Raw genomic sequence first — 25,678 nt, forward strand, 5'->3', positions numbered from 1 at the left:
TCAGTTGTGGTGGACGACGCAGTGCGGACAGGCGCCCGACCGAAGGCTCGGCTCCTGGTCAGCCGGTCGCTGCTGGTGTTCGGCGCGGTCGTGACCCTGATCGGGGTGATCCTGCTGGCGGCGTGTTGGCGGGACGACCTGATGATCGAGAAGCGGCTGGGCAAGGCGACCGCCGAGGTGGTGTCCGTCTCGTTCCAGCGCACGGTGGTGCGCTTCGCCACACCGGACGGCGCCGTGCACAGCCCGTCGCAGGGCGTGCTGTACCCGGAAGGGCTGGAGCCCGGTCAGCTGGTGCGGATCGAGTACGACACGGCCGATCCGGAGGTGGCCAGGGTCGCCGGGCGCACGGCCGCGCTCGCGCTGCTGCCGATCGGCACGTTCCTCCTCGCGGTCTGGGCGGTGCTGGCGCCGCTGGTCTGGTGGCTGTCCCGCGGGGGCGGGCGGAGGGGCCGCAAGCAGTAGTTGTGACAGTTCTCCTCAAATTCGGCCTCCAGGTGTAACATCGAGGCATGGACCTGGAGGCACAGTTCGAGCGCGCGGTCGAGGCCGAGCAGCGCGTCGAGCCGCGTGACTGGATGCCCGACGGCTACCGCCGCACGCTGGTCAGGCAGATCGCGCAGCACGCGCACTCCGAGATCATCGGCATGCAGCCGGAGGGCAACTGGATCAGCCGCGCGCCGTCGCTGCGCCGCAAGGCGATCCTGCTGGCCAAGGTCCAGGACGAGGCCGGGCACGGCCTCTACCTCTACGCCGCGACCGAGACGCTGGGCGCGGACCGGGACGACCTGACCGGGATGCTCATCTCGGGCAGGCAGAAGTACTCCTCGATCTTCAACTACCCGACGCTGTCCTACGCCGACGTCGGCGTGATCGGCTGGCTGGTGGACGGCGCCGCCATCTGCAACCAGGTGCCGCTGTGCCGCACGTCCTACGGGCCGTACGCGCGGGCCATGATCCGCATCTGCAAGGAGGAGTCCTTCCACCAGCGGCAGGGCTACGAGCTGCTGATGACGATGATGTCCGGCACCGACGCCCAGCGCGCGATGGTGCAGGAGTCGGTGGACCGCTGGTGGTGGCCGTCGCTGATGATGTTCGGCCCGCCGGACGCCGAGTCGTCCAACACCGAGCAGTCGATGAAGTGGCGCATCAAGCGCAACACCAACGACGAGCTGCGGCAGAAGTTCGTGGACATGTCCGTGCCGCAGGCGCAGAAGCTGGGCGTGACGCTGCCCGACCCCGAGCTGAAGTGGAACGCCGAGCGTGGGCACCACGACTTCGGGCAGCCCGACTGGGAAGAGTTCTGGCAGGTCGTCGGCGGTAACGGGCCGACGAACGCCCAGCGCGTCGCGCACCGGCGCAAGGCGCACGAAGACGGTGAATGGGTCCGTGCGGCGGCTGCGGCGCACGCCTCCCGTCGCGTTGCCCGGGAAGGTGTGGCATGAGTTCGTCGTGGCCGCTGTGGGAAGTGTTCGTGCGCGGCAAGCGCGGGTTGAACCACGTGCACGTCGGGTCGCTGCACGCGCCGGACGCCGAGATGGCCGTCCGCAACGCGCGTGACGTCTACACCCGGCGCAACGAGGGCGTGTCGATCTGGGTCGTGCCCGCGGCGTCGATCACCGCGTCGTCGCCGGACGAGAAGGACCCGTTCTTCGAGCCCAGCGGGGACAAGGTCTACCGGCACCCGACGTTCTACGAGATCCCCGAGGACGTGCCGCACCTATGACCCGGGTGCGGGTGCCCCGCAGGACACAGCGACAACGCCCCCACTACGAGCGTGCGGTGACACGATGAGTTTTGACAACGCCTACGAGTCGCTGATCGACCACGAGGACGCGCACTGGGCGTTCGGCACCGGGTTCACCGAGGCGTTGGCCGGGGTCGACCGGGACGTGCCGGACGTCGACCGCGCCGACCTCGCGGCGTACTGCCTGATGCTCGGCGACGACGCGCTGGTCCTGTCCCACCGCTTGGCCGAGTGGTGCTCCCGCGCGCCGGAGCTGGAGGAGGACGTCGCGCTGGCCAACATCGCGCTCGACCTCCTCGGGCAGGCCCGGCTGCTGCTGACCAGGGCGGGCGAGGTCGAGGGCGAGGGGCGGGACGAGGACGCGCTGGCGTTCCTGCGCGACGAGCGCGACTTCCGGAACGTGCACCTGGCGGAGATCGAGTGCGGACCGTTCGCCGGCGGCGACTTCGCCACGACCGTGGCCCGGCTGCTGGTGTTCTCGTCGTGGAAGATCGCGCAGTACTCGCGGCTGCGGGGGAGCGCGGACCCGGTGTTGGCGGCGGTGGCCGCCAAGGGGCTGAAGGAACTGGCCTACCACCGCGACCACGCCGCACAGTGGGTCGTGCGGCTCGGTGACGGGACGGACGAGTCGCACGAGCGGATGCGCGCCGGGATCGAGCGGGTGTGGCCGTTCCTGGACGAGCTGTACGCACCGCACCCGGTGGAGACGCGGTTGGCCGGTGTCGCGGTCGACCCGGCCGAGCTGCGGTCCGAGGTGGACGGCGTGCTGGACGCGGTGCTGTCGGCGGCCGGGCTGACGCGACCGGCGGACGTGCCCGCGGCGCGGGTCAACGGGCGTGCCGGGCGCGACGGCGTGCACACCGAGTCGTTCGGCTACCTGCTCGCGGAGATGCAGCACCTGCACCGGTCGTTGCCGGGGGCGAAGTGGTGACCGCGACCAGGACGAGGACGGCGCTGGAGGTCGCGGCACAGGTCCGCGATCCGGAACTGCCGGTGCTGACGCTGGCCGACCTCGGCGTGCTGCGCGACGTGACCGAGGAGGACGGACGGGTGTCGGTGACGATCACGCCCACCTACTCGGGGTGCCCGGCGCTGGACGAGATGGGTGCCGACCTGCGGCGGTCGTTGCTGGCGGCCGGGTTCTCGGCGGTGGACGTGCGGCTGTCGCTGGCGCCCGCCTGGACCACGGACTGGATCAGCGAGGACGGGTTGCGCAAGCTGCGGGAGGCGGGCATCGCGCCGCCGTCCCGGCTGGGTCCGCGCTCGACCGGCCCGGTGCCGCTGAACCTGACACCGCCGTCGCAGCGGGTGCCGTGCCCGCGTTGCGGGTCGTTCCGCACATCGGAGCTGTCGCGGTTCGGGTCGACCGCGTGCAAGGCGCTGCGCCGGTGCGCGGACTGCGCCGAGCCGTTCGAGCACGTGAAGGAGATCTGATGGCGCGGCCGGTGTTCCACAAGCTGACGGTCGCGTCCGTCGAGCAGCTGTGCTCGGACGCGGTCGCCGCGACGTTCGAGGTGCCGCCGTCGCTGGCCGCGGACTTCGCGTTCTCCCCCGGGCAGTACCTGACCCTGCGCAACGGCGACGAGCGGCGGTCGTACTCGATCTGCGCGCCCGCCGGCGGTCCGCTGCGGATCGGGGTGCGGCGGGTGGACGGCGGGTTGTTCTCCACGCTGCTGGTGGACCGGGTGCAGCGCGGCGACGTGTTCGAAGTCCTGCCGCCCCTGGGCAACTTCACGCCGGCCGGCGGCTCGCACCACGGGTTGGTCGTCGCCGGGTCCGGGATCACGCCCGCGTTGTCCATCGCCGCGTCGGTGCTGGCCGACGGTGCGCGGGTGACGTTGCTGTACGGGAACCGGCGGACGGACACGGTGATGTTCGCCGACGAGCTGGCGGACCTCAAGGACCGGTACCCGGCGCGGTTCCAGCTCGTGCACGTGCTGTCGCGGGAGCCCCGGGACGTCGAGCTGTTCACCGGGCGGCTGGACGCGGCGAAGCTCCGCGCGCTGTTCGGGACGGTGGTGCCGTGGGCCGACGTCGACCAGTGGTGGGTGTGCGGGCCGTACGGGATGGTGCGTGACGCGGAGGACGTGTTGGCGTCCTTGGGCGTGCCGGCGTCGTCCGTGCACCACGAGTTGTTCTACGTGGACGAGCCGCCGCCCCCGCCGCGCCGCGAGTCCGCCGCCGTGACGGCCGCCGCCACGGCGACCGTGATCCTGGACGGGCGGACGACCGTCGTGCCGGTGCCGGCGGACGTGCCGATCCTCGACGCGGCGCAGCGGGTGCGCGCCGACCTGCCGTTCGCGTGCAAGGGCGGTGTGTGCGGGACGTGCCGGGCGCTCGTCGTGTCGGGTGAGGTGGAGATGCGGCGGAACTACGCCCTCGAGCCGCGCGAGGTGGAGGCCGGGTTCGTGCTGACCTGTCAGTCCGTGCCGGTGACCTCGTCGTTGACCGTGGATTACGACGCCTGATCTGGCACATTGAGCGCCATGGGACGAGCGGCGCTGTGGGGCTTCGTCATCGGCTCCGCGCTGATGACCACCCTGCTCCTGGTGGGGCTGGTGTCGTCGGACGACGACCCCGGCGGGATGTGGCTCGCGTCCTTCATCGCCTCCGGGATGGTCGGCGTGTTGATGGGCGGCATCCCCGGCACCCTCATCGGCTTGGTCGTGGGCGCCGTGCGCCGCCGCCCCAGGCCTGTCCTCCCACCCATGCCCCCGCCGCCGCTCCCGCCGCTCCCGCCGCCGCCGGTGAACGACCGGTGGGCCGCGATGGTGGGCCGGTGCGAGCTGGCCGTGCGGCGGGCACATGCGGCGGTGGCGACGGTGCCCGCGTCACCGGCGCGGGAGTGGCTGGAGCGGATCGCCGGGCAGTTCGGCGGCGAGCTGCCCGCCGTCCAACGGATCGCGGACCTCGGACGTGCCCTGGGCGCCGACCAGAACCACCCGGTGGCCCAACGGATGTCCGCCGCCGTCCGCGATTTCACGTCCTTCGAGGACGAAGTGGGCCGCGTAGCCCTCCAAGTCCTCGACCGCCCCACCCTCGACGCCGTCCGCACCCACCTGGAAGTACTCGAACAACAGTTGCCACACCTGGGCCACGGTTAGCCCGAATGCAGTAGCGCGTTGGTCCTTTGAGATCATCTCGCCATGTGGCACGCATTCCTCGACGAATCCCGTCGCGGCCCCACCTACCTGGTCGCCGTGGTCGTGGTCCAAGCGCACGACTGCAACGAGGCGCGAGCGGCCATGCGTCGGTTGACGAAGCCCGGCCAGCGTCGTGTCCACTTCAACGTCGAGAGCGACCGGCGTCGCCGAGACCTGCTCGCGCGGATCGGCGATCTCGGTCTGAGGGGGCGCGTGTGGCACTGCCGCGACAGCGATGACGTCACGGCCCGCCAAGTGTGCCTGAGCGCCGTCGTGCCCAAGATGATCGACCTGCGGGTGTCGAGGCTCGTCCTGGAGAGCTGTCAGCACCAGGACGTCCGCGACCGTCGAACGCTCGCGGAAGCCGTTCGCAAAGCGGGTGGGGAACTGGGCTACGAGCACTTCCGGCCAGCCGAGGACGCGTTGCTCTGGGTGAGCGATGCACTGGCGTGGTGCCACGGGGCCGGCGGCGAGTGGCGGCGGCGCGTCTCGGCACTGCTCGATGAAGTGGTCGACCTCGACAGGGTTTAGACAGCGCGAAACCCGGCAACCCGTCGTCCGGCGGGTGAACCGGGTCCACTTCCAAGCCCTAGTGGGCCTGGCGGAAACGACTTTACCGCAGATGATCGGAACGGGCAAACGGCGTAGCCGCAATGGCGCAAAGCCCGGCAATCGGGTTAACGAGCGGTGGAGGATTGCCACCAGGCCAGGACTTCTTCGGCCACTTCCGGCATCGCCACGAGCAGGCCGTCCACCGGCAACGGGTCGTCCTCGCCTCTTCGGTCCAGCACGGCCGCGCCCGATTCGACCGCCAAGGCGACCGCGCCCGCCACGTCCCACTCGTGGTAGCTGTGCAGGACCGCCGCGGCGGCGTGGCCCAGGGCCACCTGCGCCACGGCCAACGCCTTGGAGCCGAGCACGCGAACGCCGGTGCCCGCCATCGCCGCCCGCGAGATGAACTCGCCCATCCCCGGCCACGGACCCGTCCGCGTCATCTCCGTGCACACGATCGAGCTCACCGCCTGGTCGCCCAGCTTCACCGGCGTGCCGTTCGCCCGCATCCCCCGACCACGCGCCGCCGCGTAGATCTGCGCCCGGTACGGGTCCGCGACCACGCCGACGACCGGCCCCCACCGGTCCACCAGCGCCAGGCTGTACGCGCACCACGGCACGCCGGCCACGTAGTTCGCCGTCCCGTCGACCGGGTCCACCACCCAGCGGTACCCGACGTCGCCGGCCACGTCCTCGTCCACGTCCTCGCAGAACACCGGGATGTCCGGGAACTCCGCCGTCAGCACCCGCCGCGTGTGCCGCTCCAACGTCCGATCCGTGTCCGTCACCCAGTCGAACGGTGACGCTTCGTCGTCGGGCCGCGCACCACGTCCGGCCGTCGCCATGATGACGTCGGACGCGTCGTTGGCGAGTCGCCCCGCTATCTCCAGCGCGATCGACACCAGGCCGGGATCGACGGGCTGCGCGGGTCGGGACGACAAGACGGTCATGCCGACCTAGTGTCACCGCATCGAGTGACCACGATGCGTACACAAGGTGAAGCCGGGGACAACGTCAACCCCGACGCGAGGAGTTCGACAGGCGTTCGCAGAGCTGTCACGCCGGCGTGTCCTTCGCACCGCAGGGTGACCTGGTGCGCGTCGCGATCGTCACCGAGAGCTTCCTGCCCCAGGTCAACGGGGTCACCAACTCCGTCCTCCGCGTCCTGGAGCACCTGAGAGCGCACGGTCACCAGGCGCTGGTGGTCGCGCCGGGCGCGGGCGCGGACCACCACCTCGGCACGCCGGTCGTCCGCGTGCCCGCCGTGGACCTGCCGAGGCTCAGCTCGCTCCCGGTCGGCGTCCCCACGCGCAAGGTGCTGACCGCGTTGGCCGACTTCGAGCCGGACGTGGTGCACCTGGCGAGCCCGTTCGTGATGGGCGCGCGCGGCGTGTCGGCGGCCCGGCGGCTGGGCGTCCCGACCGTCGCCGTCTACCAGACGGACATCGCCGGGTTCGCCGGCCACTACGGGCTCGGGCTCACGGCCCGCGCCGCCTGGCGGTGGACGCGTCGGCTGCACGCCCAGGCGGACCGCACGCTCGCGCCGTCGAACTCGGCCGTGGAAGCGCTCCGGCAGCACGGCGTGCCGCGCGTGCACCGGTGGGGGCGGGGCGTGGACGTCGAGTTGTTCAACCCCGGTCGGCGGGACGACTCGTTGCGCGCCGAACTGGCACCCGGTGGTGAACTGCTCGTCGGGTACGTCGGCCGGTTGTCGCCGGAGAAGCAGGTCGACCGGCTGGCGGTGCTCGGTGATCTCCCCGGTGTGCGGCTGGTCGTCGTGGGGGACGGGCCGGAGGAGGAGCAGCTGCGGCAGCACCTGCCCGACGCCGCGTTCCTCGGCTTCAAGAGCGGTGCGGACCTGGCGACCGCGTACGCGAGCCTCGACGTTTTCGTGCACACGGGGCCGCACGAGACGTTCTGCCAGGCGGTGCAGGAGGCGTTGGCCAGCGGTGTGCCGGTGGTCGCGCCGGACGTGGGCGGCCCGCGCGACCTCGTGCAGCCGAACACCGGCTACCTGTTCGCGGACGACGCGCAGCTCCGGCAGGCCGTGGTGGAGTTGGGTGATCCGTTGCGACGGCGGCAGTTCGGCCAGGCGGCGCGGCGTTGGGTGCGCGGACGCACGTGGTCGGCCGTGTGCGACGAACTGCTCGGCCACTACGCGGCGGTGCTCGACGTGCCGGAGCGCAGTGCTGCATGAGGATCGGGCAGGCATGAGGATCGGGCACACATGAAAATCGTGCAGCTGGCCAACTTCTACGGCCCGCGTTCCGGTGGTCTGCGCACGGCGTTGCACCACCTCGGCGGCGGTTACGCGGCGAACGGCCACCACGTCACGCTCGTCGTCCCCGGTGCGGCGCATGCCGACGAGGAGCTGTCGCGGGGCGTCCGGCGGATCACGCTGCCCGCGCCGCGCATCCCCGGCACGGGCGGGTACCGGGCGGTCGACCCGTGGCGGGTGCGGACGTTGCTGGACCACCTCGAACCGGACCGGCTGGAGGTGTCCGACCGGTTGACGTTGCGCGGCATGGGGCGGTGGGCGGCGGAGCGCGGCGTGCCGAGCGTGGTGATCTCGCACGAGCGGTTGGACCGGTTGCTGGAGCAGTTCCTGCTGCCGAAGGGGTTCGCGCGGAGGGGTGCGGACTGGGCGAACGCCCGGATGGCCGCGTCGTACGACACGGTGGTGTGCACGACGGAGTTCGCGCGGGAGGAGTTCGACCGGATCGGGGCGCGCAACGTGGCCCAAGTGCCGCTCGGCGTCGACCTGCGGACGTTCACGCCGACCCGGCACGACCGGTCGTTGAAGGCGGACCTGGCGCGGGGTGCGGACGCGCTGCTCGTGCACTGCGGTCGGCTTTCGCCGGAGAAGCACGTCGAGCGCAGCGTCGACACGGCGGCGGAGCTGCACGCCGCCGGGCACGACGTGCGGCTGGTGATCGCGGGTGACGGGCCGCGGCGCGAGGCGTTGGAACGTCGTGCCGCCGGGCTGCCGGTGACGTTCCTCGGGTACGTCGGACGGCGCACGGAGGTCGCCGACCTCCTCGCCACCGCGGACGTGTCGCTGGCGCCCGGTCCGCACGAGACGTTCGGCTTGGCGGCACTGGAAGCCCTCGCGTCGGGCACCCCGGTGGTCGTGTCGGCGTCTTCGGCTCTGAAGGAGATCGTCCGCCCCGGCTGCGGCGCCGCCGTGGCGGACCACGCACCGGCGTTCGCGGGCGCCGTGAACGCGCTGCTGGACGACCCGGAACCGGCCCGCCGCTCCGCTGCCCGCGCGCGTGCCGAGGAGTACCCCTGGCAGGCGGCCGTCGACGGCATGCTCACCGCCCTCCGCGCCTCAGCCCCCGCGTGAGTCCTACGTTCACGCCCCGTGTGTCGTCCCTTCCGGTCACCCGTGTCCTACGTTCACGACCCCCGAATTCAACGCTCGGAACGCGCGGGCAGCTGGCCGCGGCGCCCGGCCGTAGCGCCTGGCCGAAGCGCCCGGCCGTTCTGAGCGTTGAACTCACGCGTTCCGAACGTAGGACTCACGGGTTCTGAACGTAGGACTCACGCGGGTGGGTGGTGGGGGGAGGGAGGAGTGTGGGTGATGCGGGCGGTCACTTAGGCTTCCGGCATGTCGCGTGCAGGTTTGGACAAGAACCCCCGCGAGGTCGCCGAGATGTTCGACGGCGTGGCCAAGGGGTACGACCGCACGAACTCCGTCATGACCCTGGGGTTCGACCGGCGTTGGCGTGAGTGGAGCAGGCGGGTCCTGGACGCCCGGCCCGGCGAGAAGGTGCTGGACCTGGCGGCGGGCACGGCCGTCTCCACGGTCGAGTACGCGGCCACCGGCGCGTGGTGCGTCGCGGCGGACTTCTCCCTCGGCATGCTCCAGACCGGGGCGCACCGGCAGGTGCCGAAGGTCGCCGCCGACGCCATGCGCCTGCCGTTCGCGGACGACTCGTTCGACGCGGTCACCGTGTCGTTCGGCATCCGGAACTTCAACGAGCCCGAGGCCGCGCTCCGCGAGATGGCCCGCGTGGTCCGCCCCGGCGGCCGGCTGGTGGTGTGCGAGGTGTCCACGCCGACGTTCCGCCCGTTCCGCTTCGTCTACAAGCGCTACCTGCTGTGGATTTTGCCGTTCGTCAGCCGGTTCGTGTCCTCCAACCCGGAGGCGTACAAGTACCTCGCCGAGTCCATGCGCACGTGGCCCGACCAGCGCGAGTTCGGCGAGATCGTGGCCCGCGCCGGCTGGGAGGACGTGGCCTGGATGAACCTCACCGGCGGCCTGGTCGCCCTGCACCGCGCCACCAAGCCCGCCTGACCCCGGGAGCACCGCACGGACCTGAAAGTCCTGGTCGACCGCTCCCGGATAACTCTCAGGTGCCCGCCAGTAGACTCGCCGTGGACTTTGTGAACACATGCACAAGGAGCGGGGATGACGACTCCCAGCCGCCGCAAGGCAGGCGAGGACGCCGAGGTGATCGTGGTCGGGGCGGGCCCTGCGGGCTCCACCGCGGCCACCTACCTGGCACGCGCGGGCCTGGACGTGGTGCTGCTGGAGAAGAGCACCTTCCCCCGCGAGAAGGTCTGCGGCGACGGCTTGACCCCGCGCGGGGTCAAGCAGCTCATCGACCTGGGCATCGACACCAGTGAAGAGGCGGGCTGGCTGCACAACCGCGGCCTGCGGGTGGTCGGCGGCGGGGTCAGGCTCGAACTCGACTGGCCGGACCTGGCCTCGTTCCCGCCCTACGGCGTGGTCCGGCCGCGGCAGGACTTCGACGAGATGCTGGCGCGCACCGCCGTCGCCGCGGGCGCCCGGATGCACGAGCAGACCAACGTGAACGGCGCGCTGGTGGAGCACGGCCGGGTCGTCGGCGTCACGGCCAAGCAGGGCCCCGACAAGACCCCGGTCACCTACCGCGCGCCGATCGTCGTGGCCTGCGACGGCGTGAGCGCACGCCTGGCGCTCAGCCTCGGCATCCAGAAGGACGACCGCAAGCCGATGGGCGTCGCGGTCCGCCGCTACTACGCCAGCCCGCGCACGAAGGACGACCACCTGGAGTCGCACCTGGAGCTGTGGGACCGGGCCAACAACGTCCTGCTGCCCGGCTACGGCTGGATCTTCGGCATGGGCGACGGAACCGTGAACGTCGGCCTCGGCATCCTCAGCACCTCGAAGGCCTACGGCACCACGGACTACCGCGCGCTGCTCAAGAGCTGGCTCGACGGAACGCCGGAGGAGTGGGGTTTCCGCGAGGAGAACGCCACCGGCAAGATCGGCGGCGCCGCGCTGCCGATGGGCCTGAACCGCAAGCCGCACTACCGCGACGGCCTGCTCCTCGTCGGCGACGCGGGCGGCATGGTCAACCCGTTCAACGGTGAGGGCATCGGCTACGCCATGGAGTCGGCGCGGATCGCGGCGGAGACCGTGGTGCAGGCCCTGGCCCGCCAGGGCGCGAGCCGGGAACGGGCCCTGCGCGGCTACCCGGTCCACATCGAACAGGCCCTGGGCAGCTACTACCGGCTCGGCAACATCTTCAGCAAGCTGATCGGCAACCCGATCATCATGCGCACCGCCACCAAGTACGGGCTGCCGCGCAAGACCCTGATGAAGCTCGTCCTGAAGCTCCTCGCGGGCCTTTACGACCCCAAGGACGGCGACGCGTTCGACCGCATCATCACGGCGGCGACAAAACTCGCCCCAACGGCCTAACGGACTTCCTCCAGCCGCCCTCTGGCGGCCCTCTCGCCGACGCAGCGCCGCCCTTCGGGGACGGCGCTGTTTCGTTTTCGGTGTGCCGCCGTTCACACCGCCGCCGTCCATCTGTTGATCTGCACCGTAAAAGACCAGGTCAGACGCTATGGCGGGGGTGCCCGTCACGCCTCTGTGTGACGTTCTACACTGACCCTCAGGTCTTGTGAATCAGTTCACAACCGGCTGAGATGCCTTGTGAAGTGATTCACAAGCGACCTGCGGATTGTTAGGCGTGCCTAACCTCCGGAGGCCGCAAGAACACCCTTTAGGGTGCGCAACGGTCGGCGGTGCACCACCACCGCGACGCGAGGAAAGGACGACGGAGAGTGCTGGACCCTTACCTCCCCCTCGTATTGATGTTCGCCCTCGCCGCAGGCTTCGCGCTGTTCTCGGTGACGGCCGCGCCGTTCATCGGACCCCGCCGCTACAACCGGGCGAAGCTCGACGCCTACGAGTGCGGCATCGAGCCGTCGCCGCAACCGGTGGTGGGTGGTGGCCGCATGCCGGTCGCCTACTACCTCACGGCGATGCTGTTCATCCTGTTCGACATCGAAATGGTGTTCCTCTACCCCTTCGCGGTCTCCGCGGACCGGCTCGGCCTGTTCGGCCTGGTGGAGATCGCACTGTTCGTCGCGACGGTCGGCTTCGCGTACGCCTACGTGTGGCGTCGCGGCGGCCTCGACTGGAACTGAGGGGGAAGATCGAAGTGGGTCTCGAAGAGAAGCTCCCGAACGGCATCCTGCTCGCCAGCGTTGAGAAGCTGGTCAACTGGACCCGCAAGTCCTCGCTCTGGCCGGCCACCTTCGGCCTGGCCTGCTGCGCGATCGAGATGATGACCACCGGCGGACCGCGCTACGACCTCGCGCGGTTCGGCATGGAGGTCTTCCGGGCATCGCCGCGCCAGGCGGACCTGATGATCGTCGCGGGCCGGGTGACCAACAAGATGGCGCCGGTGCTGCGCCAGATCTACGACCAGATGCCCGAGCCGCGCTGGGTGCTGGCCATGGGCGTGTGCGCGTCCAGCGGCGGCATGTTCAACAACTACGCGGTCGTGCAGGGCGTGGACCACGTCGTGCCGGTCGACATGTACCTGCCCGGCTGCCCGCCGCGGCCGGAGATGCTGATCGACGCGATCCTCAAGATCCACGCGAAGATCATGGACGAACCGCTCGGGCCGAACCGGGCCTCGGTGCTGGCCGCGTCGGGCCACACCACGGACCTGATCCCGTCCTCCGAGCGCTTTGCGAAGAAGTGAGCATCCGATGACCGAGCCAGGGGACATTGGTTCCAGCGCCGAGCGCGCCGTCGAAGGCCTGGAGCCGAACGGCGCCGCCGAGCAGGCGCCGATCGTCGCGGGCAAGGCCCGCAGGGGGATGTTCGGCATCTCCGGCACCGGCGACACGTCGGGCTTCGGCGGCCTGCGGCTGCCCGCCCACGTGGCCGCGCCGTCCGAGCGGCCCTACGGCGGCTGGTTCGACGAGGTCGCCGACGAGCTGCTGGCCGCGATCCGGGAGAAGGGCCTGCCCGCCGACACGGTCCAGCAGATCACCGTGGACCGCGGCGAGATCACGTTCTTCCTGCGCCGCGAGAACCTGGTCGAGGTGGCCCGCGTGCTGCGCGACGACCCGGCGCTGCGGTTCGAGCTGTGCAGCTCGGTGTCCGGCGTGGACTACGGCGTCGACGCGCCGCAGCGGCTGCACTCGGTCTACCACCTGACGTCGATGACCTACCGCCGGCGCATCCGGCTGGAGGTCGCGGTCGACGTGGACGACGCGCACATCCCCAGCGTGGTCGCGGTCTACCCGACCGCTGACTGGCAGGAGCGCGAGGCCTGGGACATGTTCGGCATCGTCTACGACGGCCACCCGGGGCTGACCCGGATCCTCATGCCGGACGACTGGGACGGCCACCCGCAGCGCAAGGACTACCCGCTCGGCGGCATCCCGGTGGAGTACAAGGGCGCGGAGATCCCCCCGCCAGACCAGAGGCGGTCCTACTCATGACCGAACGGCTTTCCGACGTGACCACGGGCACCGACACCAGTTCACACGGGTCGGACACCGACGGCCGGCAGAGCGACCCGTACGACGCGAGCTCGCGCCAGACCACCGAGGGCACCGTCTACACGGTGACCGGCGGCGACTGGGACGAGGTGCTGGCCGAGGCCGCGGGTGACGAGCGCATCGTCATGAACCTGGGCCCGCAGCACCCCTCCACGCACGGCGTGCTGCGCCTGGTGCTGGAGCTGGAGGGCGAGTCGGTCACCCAGGCCCGCAGCGTCATCGGCTACCTGCACACCGGTATCGAGAAGAACGTCGAGTACCGCAACTGGACGCAGGGCGTCACCTTCGTGACGCGCATGGACTACCTGGCCCCGCTGCACAACGAGGCCGCGTACTGCATGGCCGTCGAGAAGCTGCTCGGCATCACCGTCCCGCAGCGGGCGCAGGTGATCCGGGTCATCCTCATGGAGCTGAACCGGATCAGCTCGCACCTCGTGGCGCTGGCGACCGGCGGCATGGAGCTCGGCGCGCTGACCGGCATGACCGCGGGCTTCCGCGAGCGCGAAGAGGTCCTGCACCTGCTGGAGTTCCTGACCGGCCTGCGGATGAACCACGCGTTCATCCGGCCCGGCGGCCTGGCGCAGGACCTGCCGGAGGGCGCCGAGCAGAAGATCAAGGACTTCATCAAGGTGATGGACTCCCGGCTGCCGCAGTACGACAAGCTGCTGACCGGCCAGCCGATCTGGCGCAACCGGCTCGCGGGCATCGGCTTCCTGCCGGTGGACGCGTGCCTCGCGCTGGGCATCACCGGTCCGGTCCTGCGGTCCGCCGGTCTGCCGTGGGACATGCGCAAGGTCGAGCCGTACTGCGGTTACGAGAACTACGAGTTCGACGTGCCCACGTCGAACGCCGCCGACGCGTTCGCCCGCTACCTGCTGCGCCTGGAAGAGATGCACCAGTCGCTGAAGATCGTCCGGCAGGCGGTGGACAACCTGACGCCGGGCCCGGTCATGGTGGAGGACGCCAAGGTCGCCTGGCCCGCGCAGCTGACCATCGGCTCGGACGGCATGGGCAACTCGCTGGAGCACGTCCGCAAGATCATGGGCCAGTCCATGGAGTCCCTGATCCACCACTTCAAGCTGGTCACCGAGGGCTTCGCGGTGCCGGCGGGTCAGGTGTACGTGCCGATCGAGTCGCCGCGCGGCGAGCTGGGCTACCACGTCGTGTCCGACGGCGGCACCCGGCCGATGCGCGTGCACGTGCGCGAACCCAGCTTCGTGAACCTCCAGTCGATGCCCGCGATGTGCGAGGGCGGCATGGTCGCCGACGTCATCGCGTCGGTGGCCTCTATCGACCCGGTGATGGGTGGTTGTGACCGATGAGCACTTCCGAAGAGGTCTACGCGGCCTCCGCGCTGGACCCCGTCGAGACGCAGCGGCTGGTGACCGAGGAGCCGGCCGCCGGCGCCCAGGGGTCCGACACCGGCGTGTTCGACCAGTCGACCGTGGACCGGGCGCAGGCGATCATCGCGCGCTACCCGCAGTCGCGGTCCGCGCTGCTGCCGATGCTGCACCTGGTGCAGTCGGTCGAGGGGTACGTCAGCCAGGCCGGCATCACGTTCTGCGCCGACCAGCTCGACCTGGCCAAGGCCGAGGTCAGCGCGGTCGCGACGTTCTACACCATGTACAAGCGCCGCCCGTGCGGCGAGCACCTGGTGAGCGTCTGCACGAACACGCTGTGCGCGGCGCTCGGCGGTGACGCGATCTTCTCGAAGCTCAAGGAGCACCTGGACGTCGGCCACGAGGAGACCGCGGGCGAGCCGGGTTCGCCGGGCTCGATCACGCTGGAGCACGCCGAGTGCCTCGCCGCGTGCGACCTCGGCCCGGTGCTCCAGGTCAACTACGAGTTCTACGACAACCAGACGCCGGAAGGCGCCCTGGACCTGGTGAAGTCGTTGCAGGCGGGCGAGAAGCCCCACCCGACCCGCGGCGCGCCGCTGACGGACTTCCGCCAGGCCGAACTCCAGCTCGCCGGGTTCTTCGAGGGCCGCGACGCGGACCTGGACGGCCCGTCGGCCGCGCCGGAGACCGTGCGCGGAGCCAAGATCGCCGCGGACCGCGGGTGGACCGCTCCGGCCATGCCGGAGCACGCGGAGTTCCCGCCGTTGCCGGAGAAGAAGTAGGTAGGGGAGCTGACATGGCCGCTGTAACCAATGGTGCCTCCGCCGGCAAGAGCACGTCGGCACCCCTCACCCCCGTCCTCACGAAGCGCTGGCTGTCACCGCGCTCGTGGACGCTGAGGACCTACGAGCAGCTGGAGGGGTACACGGCGCTGCGCAAGGCGCTCACCGCCCACCCGGACCAGCTGATCCAGCAGTGCAAGGACTCCGGGCTGCGCGGTCGCGGCGGCGCGGGCTTCCCCACCGGCATGAAGTGGGGCTTCATCCCGCAGGGTGACGGCAAGCCGCACTACCTCGTCATCAACGCCGACGAGGGCGAGCCGGGCACCTGCAAGGACATCCCGCTGATGATGGCGGACCCGCACTCGCTGATCGAGGGCGTCATCATCACCTCGTACGCGATCCGGGCGAACTTCGCCGCGATCTACGTGCGCGGCGAGGTGCTGCACGTGATCCGCCGGCTGCACGCGGCGGTGCGCGAGGCGTACGAGGCGGGCTACCTGGGCAAGGACATCCTCGGCTCGGGCTTCGACCTCGACGTGGTGGTGCACTCCGGCGCGGGCGCGTACATCTGCGGCGAGGAGACGGCGCTGCTGGACTCGCTGGAGGGCAAGCGCGGCCAGCCCCGGCTCAAGCCGCCGTTCCCGGCGACGTCGGGCCTGTACGCGTCGCCGACCGTGGTGAACAACGTCGAGACGATCGCCAGCGTGCCGTACATCGTCAACGGCGGCGCGGACTGGTTCCGCAGCATGGGCCGCGAGCGGTCGCCCGGCCCGAAGATCTTCTCCCTCTCCGGCCACGTCGAGCGCCCCGGCCAGTACGAGGCGCCGATGGGCATCACGCTGCGCGAGCTGCTGGACCTCGCGGGCGGCATGAAGGACGGCATCCCGCTGAAGTTCTGGACGCCGGGCGGCTCGTCCACCCCGCTGTTCACCGCCGAGCACCTGGACGTCCCGCTGGACTTCGAGGGCGCGGCCGAGGCGGGCTCGCTGCTCGGCACCACCGCGTTGCAGATCTTCAACGAGACGGTGTCCGTGCCGTGGGCGGTCATGAAGTGGACCGAGTTCTACAAGCACGAGTCGTGCGGCAAGTGCACGCCGTGCCGTGAAGGCACCTACTGGCTCGTGCAGATCCTCCAGCGGATGGTGCGCGGCGAGGGCACGGCCAGCGACATCGACACGCTGCTGGACGTCTGCGACAACATCATGGGCCGCTCGTTCTGCGCGCTCGGCGACGGCGCGACGGCACCCATCACCAGCGGCATCAAGTACTTCAAGCACGAGTTCCTGGCTTTGTGCGACAAGAACTCTCAGGTCTTGGCTGGAGCAAGCGCATGACGATGGCGCCGGAAAAGAGCACCGAAGTCGTGGTCCCCGAGGGCCACGTCAAGCTCGTGATCGACGGTGTGGAGGTCGTCGCGCCGAAGGGCGAGCTGCTGATCCGCACCGCGGAGCGGCTGGGCACGGTCATCCCGCGGTTCTGCGACCACCCGCTGCTGGAGCCCGCGGGCGCCTGCCGGCAGTGCCTGGTCGAGGTGGAGATGGGCGGCCGGCCGATGCCGAAGCCGCAGGCCTCCTGCACCATGACGGTCGCCGACGGCATGGTGGTCAAGACCCAGCTGACCTCGCCGGTGGCGGACAAGGCGCAGCAGGGCGTGATGGAGCTGCTGCTCATCAACCACCCGCTGGACTGCCCGATCTGCGACAAGGGCGGCGAGTGCCCGTTGCAGAACCAGGCGCTGGCGCACGGCCGGTCGGACTCCCGGTTCCACGAGCACAAGCGGACGTTCCCGAAGCCGATCCCGATCTCGACGCAGGTCCTGCTGGACCGCGAGCGGTGCGTGCTGTGCCAGCGCTGCACGCGGTTCTCCGCGCAGATCGCCGGTGACCCGTTCATCGAGCTGCTGGAGCGCGGTTCGCAGCAGCAGATCGGTGTCGCGCAGGACAAGCCGTTCCAGTCGTACTTCTCCGGCAACACCATCCAGATCTGCCCGGTTGGCGCGCTGACCAGCGCCGCGTACCGGTTCCGGGCCCGGCCGTTCGACCTGATGTCCACGCCGGGCGTGTGCGAGCACTGCTCGTCGGGCTGCTCCACCCGCACCGACTGGCGGCGCGGCAAGGTGCAGCGGCGGCTCGCGGGCGACGCGCCCGAGGTCAACGAGGAGTGGACCTGCGACAAGGGCCGCTTCGCGTTCACCTACGCCACCGGCGAGGACCGCATCCGCCGCCCCATGGTGCGCGACGCGGAGTCCGGCGAGCTGCGCGAGTCGTCCTGGACGGAAGCGCTGCAGTACGCCGCCGAGGGCCTGGCGAAGGCGCGTGACGGCAAGGGCGTCGGCGTGCTGGCCGGTGGCCGGCTCACCGTGGAGGACGCGTACGCGTACTCGAAGTTCGCCCGGATCGCGCTGCGCACCAACGACGTCGACTTCCGCGCCCGCGCCCACTCGGCCGAGGAGCTGGAGTTCCTGACCGGCTCGGTGCTCGGCACGAACCCGGACAACGGCGGTGTGACGTACGCGGGCATCGAGGCCGCGCCCGCCGCGCTGCTGGTCGCGTTCGAGCCGGAAGAGGAATCGCCGATCGTGTTCCTGCGGCTGCGCAAGGCGGCCCGCAAGAACCGGATCAAGGTCTTCCACCTGGGCCAGTTCACCTCGCCCGCGGTGGAGAAGACGAACGGCGTGCTGCTGGCGTGCGTGCCCGGTGGCGAGCCCGCCGCGTTGAACGCGCTGCCCGAGCACGCCGCGGACGTCGTGGACGAGCTGGCGAAGCCGGGTGCGGTGATCCTCGTCGGCGAACGTGCCGCCGAGGTGCCCGGCCTGTTCTCCGCGGTCGCCGCGCTGGCCGAGCGGACCGGCGCGAAGGTCGCCTGGATCCCGCGTCGCGCCGGTGAGCGCGGAGCGCTGGAGACGGGCCTGCTGCCGACGTTGCTGCCGGGCGGTCGCCTGGTCGGTGACGAGGCCGCCCGCGCCGAGGTCGAGCGGGCGTGGGGCATCGAGCCCGGCACGCTGCCCGTGAAGGCCGGCCGCGACACCACGGGCATCCTGACCGCCGCCGCGAGCGGTGAGCTGGACGCGCTGGTCGTCGGCGGTGTCGACCCGGGCGACCTGCCGGACCCGGAGCTGGCCGAGCGCGCGCTGGACTTCACCGGCTTCGTGGTCAGCCTGGAGCTACGGCACAGCGCGGTCACCGCGCACGCCGACGTGGTGCTCCCGATCGCCCCGGCGGTCGAGAAGGCGGGCAGCTACCTGAACTGGGAGGGCCGCACCCGCTCGTTCACCACCACGATCGACGGCACCGGCGCGCTGCCGGACGGCCGGGTGCTGGACACGCTGGCCGTCGAGATGGACGCGGACCTGTTCACCCAGACCCCGGCCGCCGCGGCGGCCGACCTGGCCAGGCTCGGCGTCGCGACCACGAGCGCCACCGCACCGACCGTGCCCGCGCCGCTGCTGCCGCAGCCCAAGCAGGGCCAGGCGGTCCTCGCGACCTGGCGGCGGCTGCTGGACAACGGCTCGCTGCAGGACTTCGAGCCGAACCTGGCCGGCACCGCGCGCCCGGTGGTGGCGAAGCTGTCCGAGGCCACCGCGCGGAACCTCGGCGTCGAACTCGGCGGTGAGATCACCGTCGCCACCGACCGGGGCGAGGTGGTGCTGCCGGTCGAGGCGGCCGACCTGCCCGACGGCGTCGTGTGGCTGCCCGGCAACTCGGGCGCGGTCACCGTCCGGCGCAACCTGGTCGCCGGCCACGGTTCCCTGGTGGCGGTGTCCCCGGCCGCCACGGGCTCCGCTGAGAAGAACACGTCCGCCGGAGGCAAGGCATGAGCAGCGCTGAACTCCTCGTCGACGATCCGCTCTGGCTGATCCTCGTCAAGGTCGTCGGCATCTTCGCGTTCCTGGTGGTCATGACGCTGTTCATGATCAACTGGGAGCGCAAGGTGGTGGCCCGGATGCAGCAGCGTCCCGGGCCCAACCGGGTCGGCCCGAACGGCTGGCTCCAGTCGCTCGCCGACGGCCTGAAGCTCGCCTTCAAGGAGGACATCCGGCCGGTCCTGGCCGACAAGTGGGTGTACTTCCTCGCCCCGGTGATCTCCTGCATCCCCGCGTTCGTCGCCTTCTCGGTGATCCCGCTCGGCGGCGAGGTCTCCATCTTCGGCGAGTCCACCGCGCTCCAGCTGGTCGACCTCCCGGTCGGCGTGCTGGTCGTGCTGGCCTGCTCCTCGCTCGGCGTCTACGGCATCGTGCTGTCCGGTTGGGCCTCCGGCTCGCCGTACCCGCTGCTGGGCGCGCTGCGCTCGGCCGCGCAGGTGATCTCCTACGAGATCGCGATGGGACTGTCGATCGTCGCGGTGGTCATGCACTCGCACTCGCTGTCCACCGCCGAGATCGTCGACGCGCAGAGCACCGGCTGGTACTTCTACCTGCTGCCGGTCAGCTTCATCATCTACCTGATCTCGATGGTCGGTGAGACCAACCGCGCGCCGTTCGACCTCCCCGAGGCCGAGTCGGAGCTGGTCGGCGGTTTCCACACCGAGTACAGCTCGCTGAAGTTCGCGCTGTTCTTCCTCGCCGAGTACGTCAACATGGTGACCGTCTCGGCGCTGGCCACCACGCTGTTCCTCGGCGGCTGGCGGTTCCCGTTCGTCGGCGACGACCACGTGCTCAACAGCGGCTGGTTCGGCCTGCTGTGGTTCGTCATCAAGACGCTCGCCTTCCTGTTCGTGTTCATCTGGCTGCGCGGCACGCTGCCCCGCCTGCGCTACGACCAGTTCATGCGGCTGGGCTGGAAGTTCCTGGTCCCGATCGCGCTGGTCTGGTTCGTCGCGGTGGCGTTCGCCCGCTACCTCCGCCAGGAGGTGGAGGCCAGTGGTGGTCTGGAGACCGGCACCTGGCTGATGCTGATCGGCGGGTTCCTCGCGGTGGTGCTGCTCATCGCGTTCCTGCTGCCGGACAAGCGCGAGCCGCACGACCCCAATGCCGTGCCGGTGACCGGCGGCGGCTACCCGGTGCCGCCGCTGGACCTCCAGGTCCCCAAGTCGCCGCCGCGCCGGCAGGTGCCAGTCGCCGAGCTACCGGGCGATCAGACGAAGGAACCGGCAGCGGTAACCGCAGCTTCACAAAAGGAGGCCAGCGATGGGCGTGTTTGATCCCGTCAAGGGCTTCGGCGTCACCTTCGGCACGATGTTCAAGAAGGTCGTCACCGAGGAGTACCCCGAGGTCAAGAAGGTCACCGCGCCGCGGTTCCACGGCCGTCACCAGCTCAACCGGCACCCGGACGGGCTGGAGAAGTGCGTCGGCTGCGAGCTGTGCGCGTGGGCCTGCCCCGCGGACGCGATCTTCGTCGAGGGCGCGGACAACACCGAGGACGCGCGCTACTCGCCCGGTGAGCGCTTCGGCGCCGACTACCAGATCAACTACCTGCGCTGCATCGGCTGCGGCCTGTGCATCGAGGCGTGCCCGACCCGGTCGCTCACCATGACCAACGAGTACGAGCTGGCCGACGACGACCGGCAGAAGCTGATCTTCACCAAGGAAGACCTGCTCGCGCCGCTCCTCGCCGGCATGGAGCAGCCGCCGCACCCGATGCGGCTCGGCGAGAACGAGCAGGACTACTACGTGAACGGGCCTCAGCTGGCAGCACAGGGCAACCAGGCGCAAGCGGCGCAGACGCCGGGAGCGGGTCGATGATCTCCTCCCTCCTCGCGCAGCAGCCCGACGCCGTCGAACGCGTGGTGGACACGGTCACCACCGGCGAGGCGGTCTCGTTCTGGGTCCTCGGCCCGCTCGCCCTCGCCGGCGCGCTGGGCATGCTCTTCGCCCGCAACGCGGTGCACTCCGCGCTGTGGCTGGTGCTCACCATGCTCAGCCTCGGCGTGCTCTACATGGTCCAGCAGGCGCCGTTCCTCGGCTTCGTGCAGATCATCGTGTACACCGGCGCGATCATGATGCTGTTCCTGTTCGTGCTGATGCTGGTCGGCCGGGACAGCTCGGACTCGGTGGTCGAAGTCCTGCGCGGCCAACGGCTCGCCGCGGTGGTCATCGGCGTCGGCTTCGCCGGCCTCGTGGTCGCCTCGATCAGCCGCGCGCTGACCGACGTGCAGCCGGTCGGCCTGGCGGCGCAGAACACGCAGAACGGCGGCAACGTCGCCAACATCGGCGAGGCGCTGTTCACCGACTACCTGTTCCCGTTCGAGCTGACGTCCGCGCTGCTGATCACCGCGGCGGTCGGCGCCATGGTGCTCGCGTTCACCTCGCGCACCGGCCAGGACGCCAAGAAGACCCAGCGCCAGCTGGTCGAGGAGCGCTTCCGCGGCAACCGCCCCGGCTCGCTGCCCGGCCCCGGCGTGTTCGCCACCGCCAACTCGGTGGCCACGCCCGCCCTGCTGCCGGACGGCTCGGTCGCCTCCGAGTCCCTGTCCGAGCTCATCGAGACGACCGCCAAGGAACGTCTCGAGGACGACGTCGCGGAGGTGTCCGGCACCGGGCACGACCCCGACGCGCACGCGCTCAAGGGAGAGTCGTCGTGACCCCTACGTACTACCTGCTGCTGTCCGCGCTGCTGTTCAGCCTCGGCGCGGTGGGCGTTCTGGTGCGGCGCAACGCCATCGTGGTGTTCATGTGCGTCGAGCTGATGCTCAACGCGGTGAACCTCAGCCTGGTCACGTTCGCCCGCATCAACGGGCAGCTGGACGGCCAGGTGATGGCGTTCTTCGTGATGGTCGTCGCCGCGGCCGAAGTCGTGGTGGGTCTGACGATCATCATGGCGATCTTCAAGACGCGTCGCTCGGCCTCGGTCGACGATTCCAACCTGCTGAAGTACTGAGAGGTCGACGGTGACGGAAACTGTTGCCGCCAGCGGGATCGGCGGTCTCGCCTGGTTGTTGCTGGCCCTGCCGGCCTTCGGCGCGCTCGTGCTGCTCTTGGGCGGCAAGCGCACCGACAAGTGGGGGCACCTGCTGGGCTGCGCCACCGTGATCGCCGCGTTCGCGTACGGGGTCGCGCTGTTCTTCTCCACGCTGGGCCAGAGCCCGGACGAGCGGACCACCGAGCTGCACCTGTTCGACTGGGTGCCGGTGAACGCGCTGAACGTGGAGTTCGGGCTGCGCCTCGACCCGCTGTCGCTCACGTTCGTGCTGCTGATCACCGGCGTCGGCGCGCTGATCCACATCTACTCCATCGGCTACATGGCGCACGAGGCCGGGCGGCGGAAGTTCTTCGGCTACCTGAACCTCTTCGTCGCCGCGATGCTGCTGCTGGTGCTCGGCAACGGCTTCGTGACGCTGTACTTCGGCTGGGAGGGCGTCGGCCTCGCGTCGTACCTGCTCATCGGCTGGTACCAGCACAAGCCGGAAGCGGCGTCGGCGGCCAAGAAGGCGTTCCTGATGAACCGGGTCGGCGACCTGGGTCTGGCGATCGCCATCTTCATGATGTTCAAGACCCTGGGCACCACCCAGTACACCGAGGTGTTCGCCCGCGTCGGCGAGTTCTCCTCGGCCGAGGTCCTGGCCATCACGTTGCTGCTGCTGCTCGGCGCGTGCGGCAAGTCCGGCCAGTTCCCGCTCCAGGCGTGGCTGCCGGACGCGATGGCTGGCCCGACGCCCGTCTCCGCCCTGATCCACGCGGCGACGATGGTCACCGCCGGCGTCTACCTCATCGCCCGCGCGAACCCGATCTACAACCTCAGCGCGGACGGCCGGCTGGTCGTGATGATCATCGGTGGGCTGACGCTGCTGATCGGCTGCATCATCGGCTGCGCGTACGACGACTTCAAGAAGGTGCTGGCCTACTCGACGGTCAGCCAGATCGGCTACATGATCCTGGCCGTCGGCCTCGGTCCGGTCGGCTACGCGCTGGGCATCATGCACCTGCTCACGCACGGCTTCTTCAAGGCGGGCCTGTTCCTCGGCGCCGGTTCGGTCATGCACGGCATGAACGACGAGGGCGACATCCGGCGGATGGGCGGCCTGGCGAAGAAGATGCCGATCACGTTCTTCACCTGGACGCTCGGCTACCTCGCGCTGATCGGCTTCCCGTTCCTGTCCGGCTACTTCTCCAAGGACGCCATCATCGCGGCGGCGTTCAGCGAGCCGGGCTGGCGCGGCTGGGTGTTCGGCGGCGTGGCGGCGCTGGGCGCGGGCATCACCGCGTTCTACATGACCCGCCTGCTGTTCCTGGTGTTCCTGGGCAAGCCCCGCTACACCGAGCTGAAGTCGGCCGACGGCCGCGAGTACCACCCGCACGAGTCGGGCCTGTCGATGACGGTGCCGATGATCCTGCTGGCGGTCGGCTCGGTCGGCGCGGGCTGGTTCTTCGAGTCGAACCACAACCTGTCCGGCTGGCTCGCCCCGTCGCTGGGCGAGCTGCAGGAGCAGCACGGCGTGCTCTCGCACAGCGTGGTGAACTTCCTGGTGCTCGGCCTGTCGGCGCTGGGCGTGCTGGTCGCGTTCCTGCTGTTCGGCCGCAAGCCGCAGCCGGTGGAGCGCCCGGTGCGGGTGTCGTTCCCGGTCCGGGCCGCGCGTGCCGACCTGTACGGCAACGCGCTGAACGAGGCGCTGTTCGCGCGGCCGGGCACCTGGCTCACCCGCGCGCTGGTGTTCGTGGACAACAAGGGCGTCGACGGCCTGGTCAACGGGTCGGCGGCGTTGCTGGGCGGTAGCTCGGGCCGGCTGCGCAGGATGCAGACCGGGTTCGTGCGCTCGTACGCGCTCTCCATGCTCCTGGGTGCGGTCTTCGTCCTGGGTGCGCTGCTGATGGTGAGGTTCTCGTGAGCTGGACGCTGATCGCGCTGCTCCTGCTGCCGCTCGTCGGCAGCCTGGTGGTGGCGTTCCTGCGGGGCAACGACCGGTTGGCCAAGACGGTCGCGCTGGCGTTCTCGCTGGTGGAGCTGGCGCTGGCGGTGCTGGCGTGGACGGCGTTCGACCCGGGCGGCGAGCGCTTGCAGCTCACCAGCTCGGCCGACTGGATCCCCGCCTTCGGCGTGCACCTGTCGTTCGGCGTGGACGGCATCGCGCTGGTGATGATCGCGCTGATCGCGTTCCTGGTGCCGGTCGTCATCGGCGGCTCGTGGGCGGACAAGCTGCCCGAGGGCCGCAGCGCGGGCGGGTTCTTCGCCCTGCTGCTGGCGATGCAGACCGGCATGGTCGGTGTCTTCGCGGCCACCGACGTGTTCGTGTTCTACGTCTTCTTCGAGGCCGTGCTGGTCCCGATGTACTTCCTGATCGGCCGCTTCGGCGGGCCGAACCGGCAGTACGCGGCGATGAAGTTCTTCCTGTACTCGCTGCTCGGCGGCCTGATCATGCTGGCCTCCGTGATCGGCCTGTACGTGGTGAGCGCGGACAAGATCGGCCAGGGCACGTTCGACTGGGCCACGCTGGTCACGGTCACGCGGGAAGCGCCGCTGTCCACCCAGATCTGGCTGTTCCTCGGCTTCTTCATCGCGTTCGCGATCAAGGCGCCGCTGGTGCCGCTGCACACGTGGCTGCCGGACGCCGGTGCGGAAGCGCCGGTCGGCGCGGGCGTGCTGCTGGTCGGCATCCTGGACAAGATCGGCACGTTCGGCTTCCTGCGCTACTGCCTGCCGCTGTTCCCGGCGGCCAGCAAGGAACTCGCGCCGCTGGTGCTGATCCTCGCCGTCGTCGGCATCCTGTACGGCTCGCTGCTCGCCGTCGGCCAGTCGGACATGAAGCGGTTCGTGGCCTACACGTCGATCGCGCACTTCGGCTTCATCGCGCTGGGCATCTTCGCGTTCAGCTCGCAGGCCGGCACCGGCGCGGTGCTGTACATGGTCAACCACGGCATCTCGACCGGCATGCTGTTCCTGGTCGTCGGCATGGTGATGGCCCGCGGCGGGTCGCGCCTGATCGAGGACTACGGCGGCATGGCCAAGCTGACGCCGGTGCTGGGCGGGCTGTTCTTCGTGGCCGGCCTGTCGTCGCTGGCGCTGCCGGGCACCAACTCGTTCGTGAGCGAGTTCCTGGTGCTCATCGGGTCCTACCCGAACGAGCCGGTGTACACGATCCTGGCCGCCATCGGCATGGTGCTGGCCGCGCTGTACGTCCTCTGGCTGTACCAGCGCGTGTTCCAGGGCCCGGTGCGCGGCAACGCGCTGGTGGGCCTGGCCGGTGGACCCGGCGCGGCGGTCGACCCGGAGAAGGCGCCGGTGGCCGACCTGAACAAGCGCGAACTGGCCGTGCTCGCGCCGCTGGTGGCACTGATCCTGGTGCTCGGCTTCTACCCGAAGCCGGTGTTGGACGTGATCACCCCGTCCGTCGGGGCGACGCTCAGCGAGGTCGGGGTCGCCGACCCGGTCGCGCAGGAAGGCAAGTGAC

26 protein-coding genes are annotated in these 25,678 nt (G+C 70.3%); 25 read left to right on the forward strand and 1 reads right to left on the reverse strand.

The genetic code is table 11. The annotated features are described in order from the left end of the window. Positions 1–6 precede the first annotated feature (6 nt). The 8 genes from OQ02_RS03440 (at position 7) to OQ02_RS03475 (ending at position 5,418) form a co-directional block, all read left to right on the forward strand. Complete coding sequence (locus OQ02_RS03440; protein ID WP_331281520.1) at positions 7–462, forward strand: DUF3592 domain-containing protein; 456 nt, start codon at positions 7–9, stop codon at positions 460–462. A 47-nt stretch (positions 463–509) separates the two neighbouring features. After that, entirely contained in the window at positions 510–1,442 is a 933-nt protein-coding gene (gene paaA / locus OQ02_RS03445) for a 1,2-phenylacetyl-CoA epoxidase subunit PaaA (protein WP_033436638.1), read from the forward strand. After that, entirely contained in the window at positions 1,439–1,723 is a 285-nt protein-coding gene (gene paaB / locus OQ02_RS03450; RefSeq protein WP_033436639.1) for a 1,2-phenylacetyl-CoA epoxidase subunit PaaB, read from the forward strand. Before paaA ends, paaB begins: the two co-directional genes overlap by 4 nt. Before the next feature lie 64 nt (positions 1,724–1,787). After that, entirely contained in the window at positions 1,788–2,675 is an 888-nt protein-coding gene (gene paaC, locus OQ02_RS03455) for a 1,2-phenylacetyl-CoA epoxidase subunit PaaC (protein ID WP_033436640.1), read from the forward strand. Beyond that, entirely contained in the window at positions 2,669–3,178 is a 510-nt protein-coding gene (gene paaD / locus OQ02_RS03460; RefSeq protein WP_081915349.1) for a 1,2-phenylacetyl-CoA epoxidase subunit PaaD, read from the forward strand. Before paaC ends, paaD begins: the two co-directional genes overlap by 7 nt. Beyond that, positions 3,178–4,212 carry a 1,2-phenylacetyl-CoA epoxidase subunit PaaE gene (gene paaE, locus OQ02_RS03465; RefSeq protein ID WP_033436641.1) on the forward strand — a complete coding sequence of 345 codons (1,035 nt, stop codon included), beginning with the start codon at positions 3,178–3,180 and terminating at the stop codon, positions 4,210–4,212. The genes paaD and paaE overlap by 1 nt, the downstream gene beginning before the upstream one ends. An 18-nt stretch (positions 4,213–4,230) precedes the next feature. Next, positions 4,231–4,848, forward strand: coding sequence for a hypothetical protein (locus OQ02_RS03470; RefSeq protein ID WP_033436642.1), 618 nt, complete (start codon positions 4,231–4,233; stop codon positions 4,846–4,848). 42 nt (positions 4,849–4,890) lie between these two features. Continuing rightward, positions 4,891–5,418, forward strand: coding sequence for a hypothetical protein (locus OQ02_RS03475; protein ID WP_033436643.1), 528 nt, complete (start codon positions 4,891–4,893; stop codon positions 5,416–5,418). A 146-nt stretch (positions 5,419–5,564) separates the two neighbouring features. On the opposite strand, the gene OQ02_RS03480 is transcribed toward OQ02_RS03475, so the two are convergent. Next, complete coding sequence (locus tag OQ02_RS03480; protein ID WP_033436644.1) at positions 5,565–6,389, reverse strand: inositol monophosphatase family protein; 825 nt, start codon at positions 6,387–6,389, stop codon at positions 5,565–5,567. A gap of 116 nt (positions 6,390–6,505) precedes the next feature. On the opposite strand from OQ02_RS03480, the gene OQ02_RS03485 reads away from it, so the two are divergent. The 17 genes from OQ02_RS03485 to OQ02_RS03565 all read left to right on the forward strand — a co-directional run bounded on the left by OQ02_RS03485 (position 6,506) and on the right by OQ02_RS03565 (position 25,677). Next, positions 6,506–7,636, forward strand: coding sequence for a glycosyltransferase family 4 protein (locus OQ02_RS03485; RefSeq protein WP_269321591.1), 1,131 nt, complete (start codon positions 6,506–6,508; stop codon positions 7,634–7,636). Positions 7,637–7,666: 30 nt separating this feature from the next. After that, positions 7,667–8,785 (forward strand): glycosyltransferase, encoded by a 1,119-nt coding sequence (locus OQ02_RS03490; protein WP_033436645.1) that lies wholly within the window; start codon positions 7,667–7,669, stop codon positions 8,783–8,785. Between the two features lie 264 nt (positions 8,786–9,049). After that, a complete protein-coding gene (locus tag OQ02_RS03495) occupies positions 9,050–9,739 on the forward strand; it encodes a demethylmenaquinone methyltransferase (RefSeq protein ID WP_033436646.1) in 690 nt (229 codons plus the stop codon). A 114-nt stretch (positions 9,740–9,853) separates the two neighbouring features. Further along, on the forward strand, positions 9,854–11,131 hold the full coding sequence (locus OQ02_RS03500; protein WP_033436647.1) for a geranylgeranyl reductase family protein: 1,278 nt from the start codon (positions 9,854–9,856) through the stop codon (positions 11,129–11,131). Between the two features lie 368 nt (positions 11,132–11,499). Further along, entirely contained in the window at positions 11,500–11,865 is a 366-nt protein-coding gene (locus tag OQ02_RS03505; RefSeq protein WP_033436648.1) for an NADH-quinone oxidoreductase subunit A, read from the forward strand. 14 nt (positions 11,866–11,879) lie between these two features. Then, the gene (locus tag OQ02_RS03510) at positions 11,880–12,428 is read left to right on the forward strand and encodes a NuoB/complex I 20 kDa subunit family protein (protein WP_033436649.1); all 549 of its coding nucleotides are present in this window, start codon (positions 11,880–11,882) and stop codon (positions 12,426–12,428) included. Between the two features lie 7 nt (positions 12,429–12,435). Continuing rightward, positions 12,436–13,176 (forward strand): NADH-quinone oxidoreductase subunit C, encoded by a 741-nt coding sequence (locus OQ02_RS03515; RefSeq protein ID WP_033436650.1) that lies wholly within the window; start codon positions 12,436–12,438, stop codon positions 13,174–13,176. Next, the gene (locus OQ02_RS03520; RefSeq protein ID WP_033436651.1) at positions 13,173–14,558 is read left to right on the forward strand and encodes an NADH-quinone oxidoreductase subunit D; all 1,386 of its coding nucleotides are present in this window, start codon (positions 13,173–13,175) and stop codon (positions 14,556–14,558) included. The genes OQ02_RS03515 and OQ02_RS03520 overlap by 4 nt, the downstream gene beginning before the upstream one ends. After that, positions 14,555–15,358, forward strand: a complete 804-nt coding sequence (gene nuoE / locus OQ02_RS03525; protein ID WP_051771619.1) for an NADH-quinone oxidoreductase subunit NuoE — start codon at positions 14,555–14,557, stop codon at positions 15,356–15,358. The genes OQ02_RS03520 and nuoE overlap by 4 nt, the downstream gene beginning before the upstream one ends. A 14-nt stretch (positions 15,359–15,372) precedes the next feature. Then, positions 15,373–16,692 (forward strand): NADH-quinone oxidoreductase subunit NuoF, encoded by a 1,320-nt coding sequence (nuoF, locus tag OQ02_RS03530; protein WP_033436652.1) that lies wholly within the window; start codon positions 15,373–15,375, stop codon positions 16,690–16,692. After that, positions 16,689–19,175 carry an NADH-quinone oxidoreductase subunit G gene (locus OQ02_RS03535; RefSeq protein ID WP_033436653.1) on the forward strand — a complete coding sequence of 829 codons (2,487 nt, stop codon included), beginning with the start codon at positions 16,689–16,691 and terminating at the stop codon, positions 19,173–19,175. Before nuoF ends, OQ02_RS03535 begins: the two co-directional genes overlap by 4 nt. Continuing rightward, the gene (nuoH, locus tag OQ02_RS03540; RefSeq protein WP_033436654.1) at positions 19,172–20,497 is read left to right on the forward strand and encodes an NADH-quinone oxidoreductase subunit NuoH; all 1,326 of its coding nucleotides are present in this window, start codon (positions 19,172–19,174) and stop codon (positions 20,495–20,497) included. The genes OQ02_RS03535 and nuoH overlap by 4 nt, the downstream gene beginning before the upstream one ends. Continuing rightward, on the forward strand, positions 20,484–21,038 hold the full coding sequence (gene nuoI, locus OQ02_RS03545; RefSeq protein ID WP_033436655.1) for an NADH-quinone oxidoreductase subunit NuoI: 555 nt from the start codon (positions 20,484–20,486) through the stop codon (positions 21,036–21,038). The genes nuoH and nuoI overlap by 14 nt, the downstream gene beginning before the upstream one ends. Next, the gene (locus OQ02_RS03550; RefSeq protein WP_033436656.1) at positions 21,035–21,877 is read left to right on the forward strand and encodes an NADH-quinone oxidoreductase subunit J; all 843 of its coding nucleotides are present in this window, start codon (positions 21,035–21,037) and stop codon (positions 21,875–21,877) included. The genes nuoI and OQ02_RS03550 overlap by 4 nt, the downstream gene beginning before the upstream one ends. Further along, positions 21,874–22,173, forward strand: a complete 300-nt coding sequence (gene nuoK, locus OQ02_RS03555; protein ID WP_033436657.1) for an NADH-quinone oxidoreductase subunit NuoK — start codon at positions 21,874–21,876, stop codon at positions 22,171–22,173. The genes OQ02_RS03550 and nuoK overlap by 4 nt, the downstream gene beginning before the upstream one ends. A 10-nt stretch (positions 22,174–22,183) precedes the next feature. Beyond that, positions 22,184–24,118: an NADH-quinone oxidoreductase subunit L gene (nuoL, locus tag OQ02_RS03560; RefSeq protein ID WP_442973568.1), complete on the forward strand. Its 1,935-nt coding sequence runs from the start codon at positions 22,184–22,186 to the stop codon at positions 24,116–24,118. Next, positions 24,115–25,677 (forward strand): NADH-quinone oxidoreductase subunit M, encoded by a 1,563-nt coding sequence (locus tag OQ02_RS03565; protein WP_033436658.1) that lies wholly within the window; start codon positions 24,115–24,117, stop codon positions 25,675–25,677. The genes nuoL and OQ02_RS03565 overlap by 4 nt, the downstream gene beginning before the upstream one ends. Position 25,678: the final 1 nt, after the last annotated feature.

The organism is Saccharothrix sp. NRRL B-16314, from assembly GCF_000716595.1.
Classification (GTDB): Bacteria; Actinomycetota; Actinomycetes; order Mycobacteriales; family Pseudonocardiaceae; genus Actinosynnema.

Coding starts and splice junctions, on each gene's coding strand:
- paaE (WP_033436641.1), top strand. CDS start 3,178: ATGGCGCGGCCGGTGTTCCACAAGCTGACGGTCGCGTCCGTCGAGCAG.
- OQ02_RS03495 (WP_033436646.1), top strand. CDS start 9,050: ATGTCGCGTGCAGGTTTGGACAAGAACCCCCGCGAGGTCGCCGAGATG.
- OQ02_RS03490 (WP_033436645.1), top strand. CDS start 7,667: ATGAAAATCGTGCAGCTGGCCAACTTCTACGGCCCGCGTTCCGGTGGT.
- OQ02_RS03515 (WP_033436650.1), top strand. CDS start 12,436: ATGACCGAGCCAGGGGACATTGGTTCCAGCGCCGAGCGCGCCGTCGAA.
- OQ02_RS03470 (WP_033436642.1), top strand. CDS start 4,231: ATGGGACGAGCGGCGCTGTGGGGCTTCGTCATCGGCTCCGCGCTGATG.
- nuoH (WP_033436654.1), top strand. CDS start 19,172: ATGAGCAGCGCTGAACTCCTCGTCGACGATCCGCTCTGGCTGATCCTC.
- OQ02_RS03475 (WP_033436643.1), top strand. CDS start 4,891: ATGTGGCACGCATTCCTCGACGAATCCCGTCGCGGCCCCACCTACCTG.
- nuoF (WP_033436652.1), top strand. CDS start 15,373: ATGGCCGCTGTAACCAATGGTGCCTCCGCCGGCAAGAGCACGTCGGCA.
- nuoE (WP_051771619.1), top strand. CDS start 14,555: ATGAGCACTTCCGAAGAGGTCTACGCGGCCTCCGCGCTGGACCCCGTC.
- OQ02_RS03520 (WP_033436651.1), top strand. CDS start 13,173: ATGACCGAACGGCTTTCCGACGTGACCACGGGCACCGACACCAGTTCA.
- paaB (WP_033436639.1), top strand. CDS start 1,439: ATGAGTTCGTCGTGGCCGCTGTGGGAAGTGTTCGTGCGCGGCAAGCGC.
- OQ02_RS03550 (WP_033436656.1), top strand. CDS start 21,035: ATGATCTCCTCCCTCCTCGCGCAGCAGCCCGACGCCGTCGAACGCGTG.
- nuoI (WP_033436655.1), top strand. CDS start 20,484: ATGGGCGTGTTTGATCCCGTCAAGGGCTTCGGCGTCACCTTCGGCACG.
- paaA (WP_033436638.1), top strand. CDS start 510: ATGGACCTGGAGGCACAGTTCGAGCGCGCGGTCGAGGCCGAGCAGCGC.
- OQ02_RS03535 (WP_033436653.1), top strand. CDS start 16,689: ATGACGATGGCGCCGGAAAAGAGCACCGAAGTCGTGGTCCCCGAGGGC.
- paaC (WP_033436640.1), top strand. CDS start 1,788: ATGAGTTTTGACAACGCCTACGAGTCGCTGATCGACCACGAGGACGCG.
- OQ02_RS03500 (WP_033436647.1), top strand. CDS start 9,854: ATGACGACTCCCAGCCGCCGCAAGGCAGGCGAGGACGCCGAGGTGATC.
- OQ02_RS03480 (WP_033436644.1), bottom strand. CDS start 6,389: ATGACCGTCTTGTCGTCCCGACCCGCGCAGCCCGTCGATCCCGGCCTG.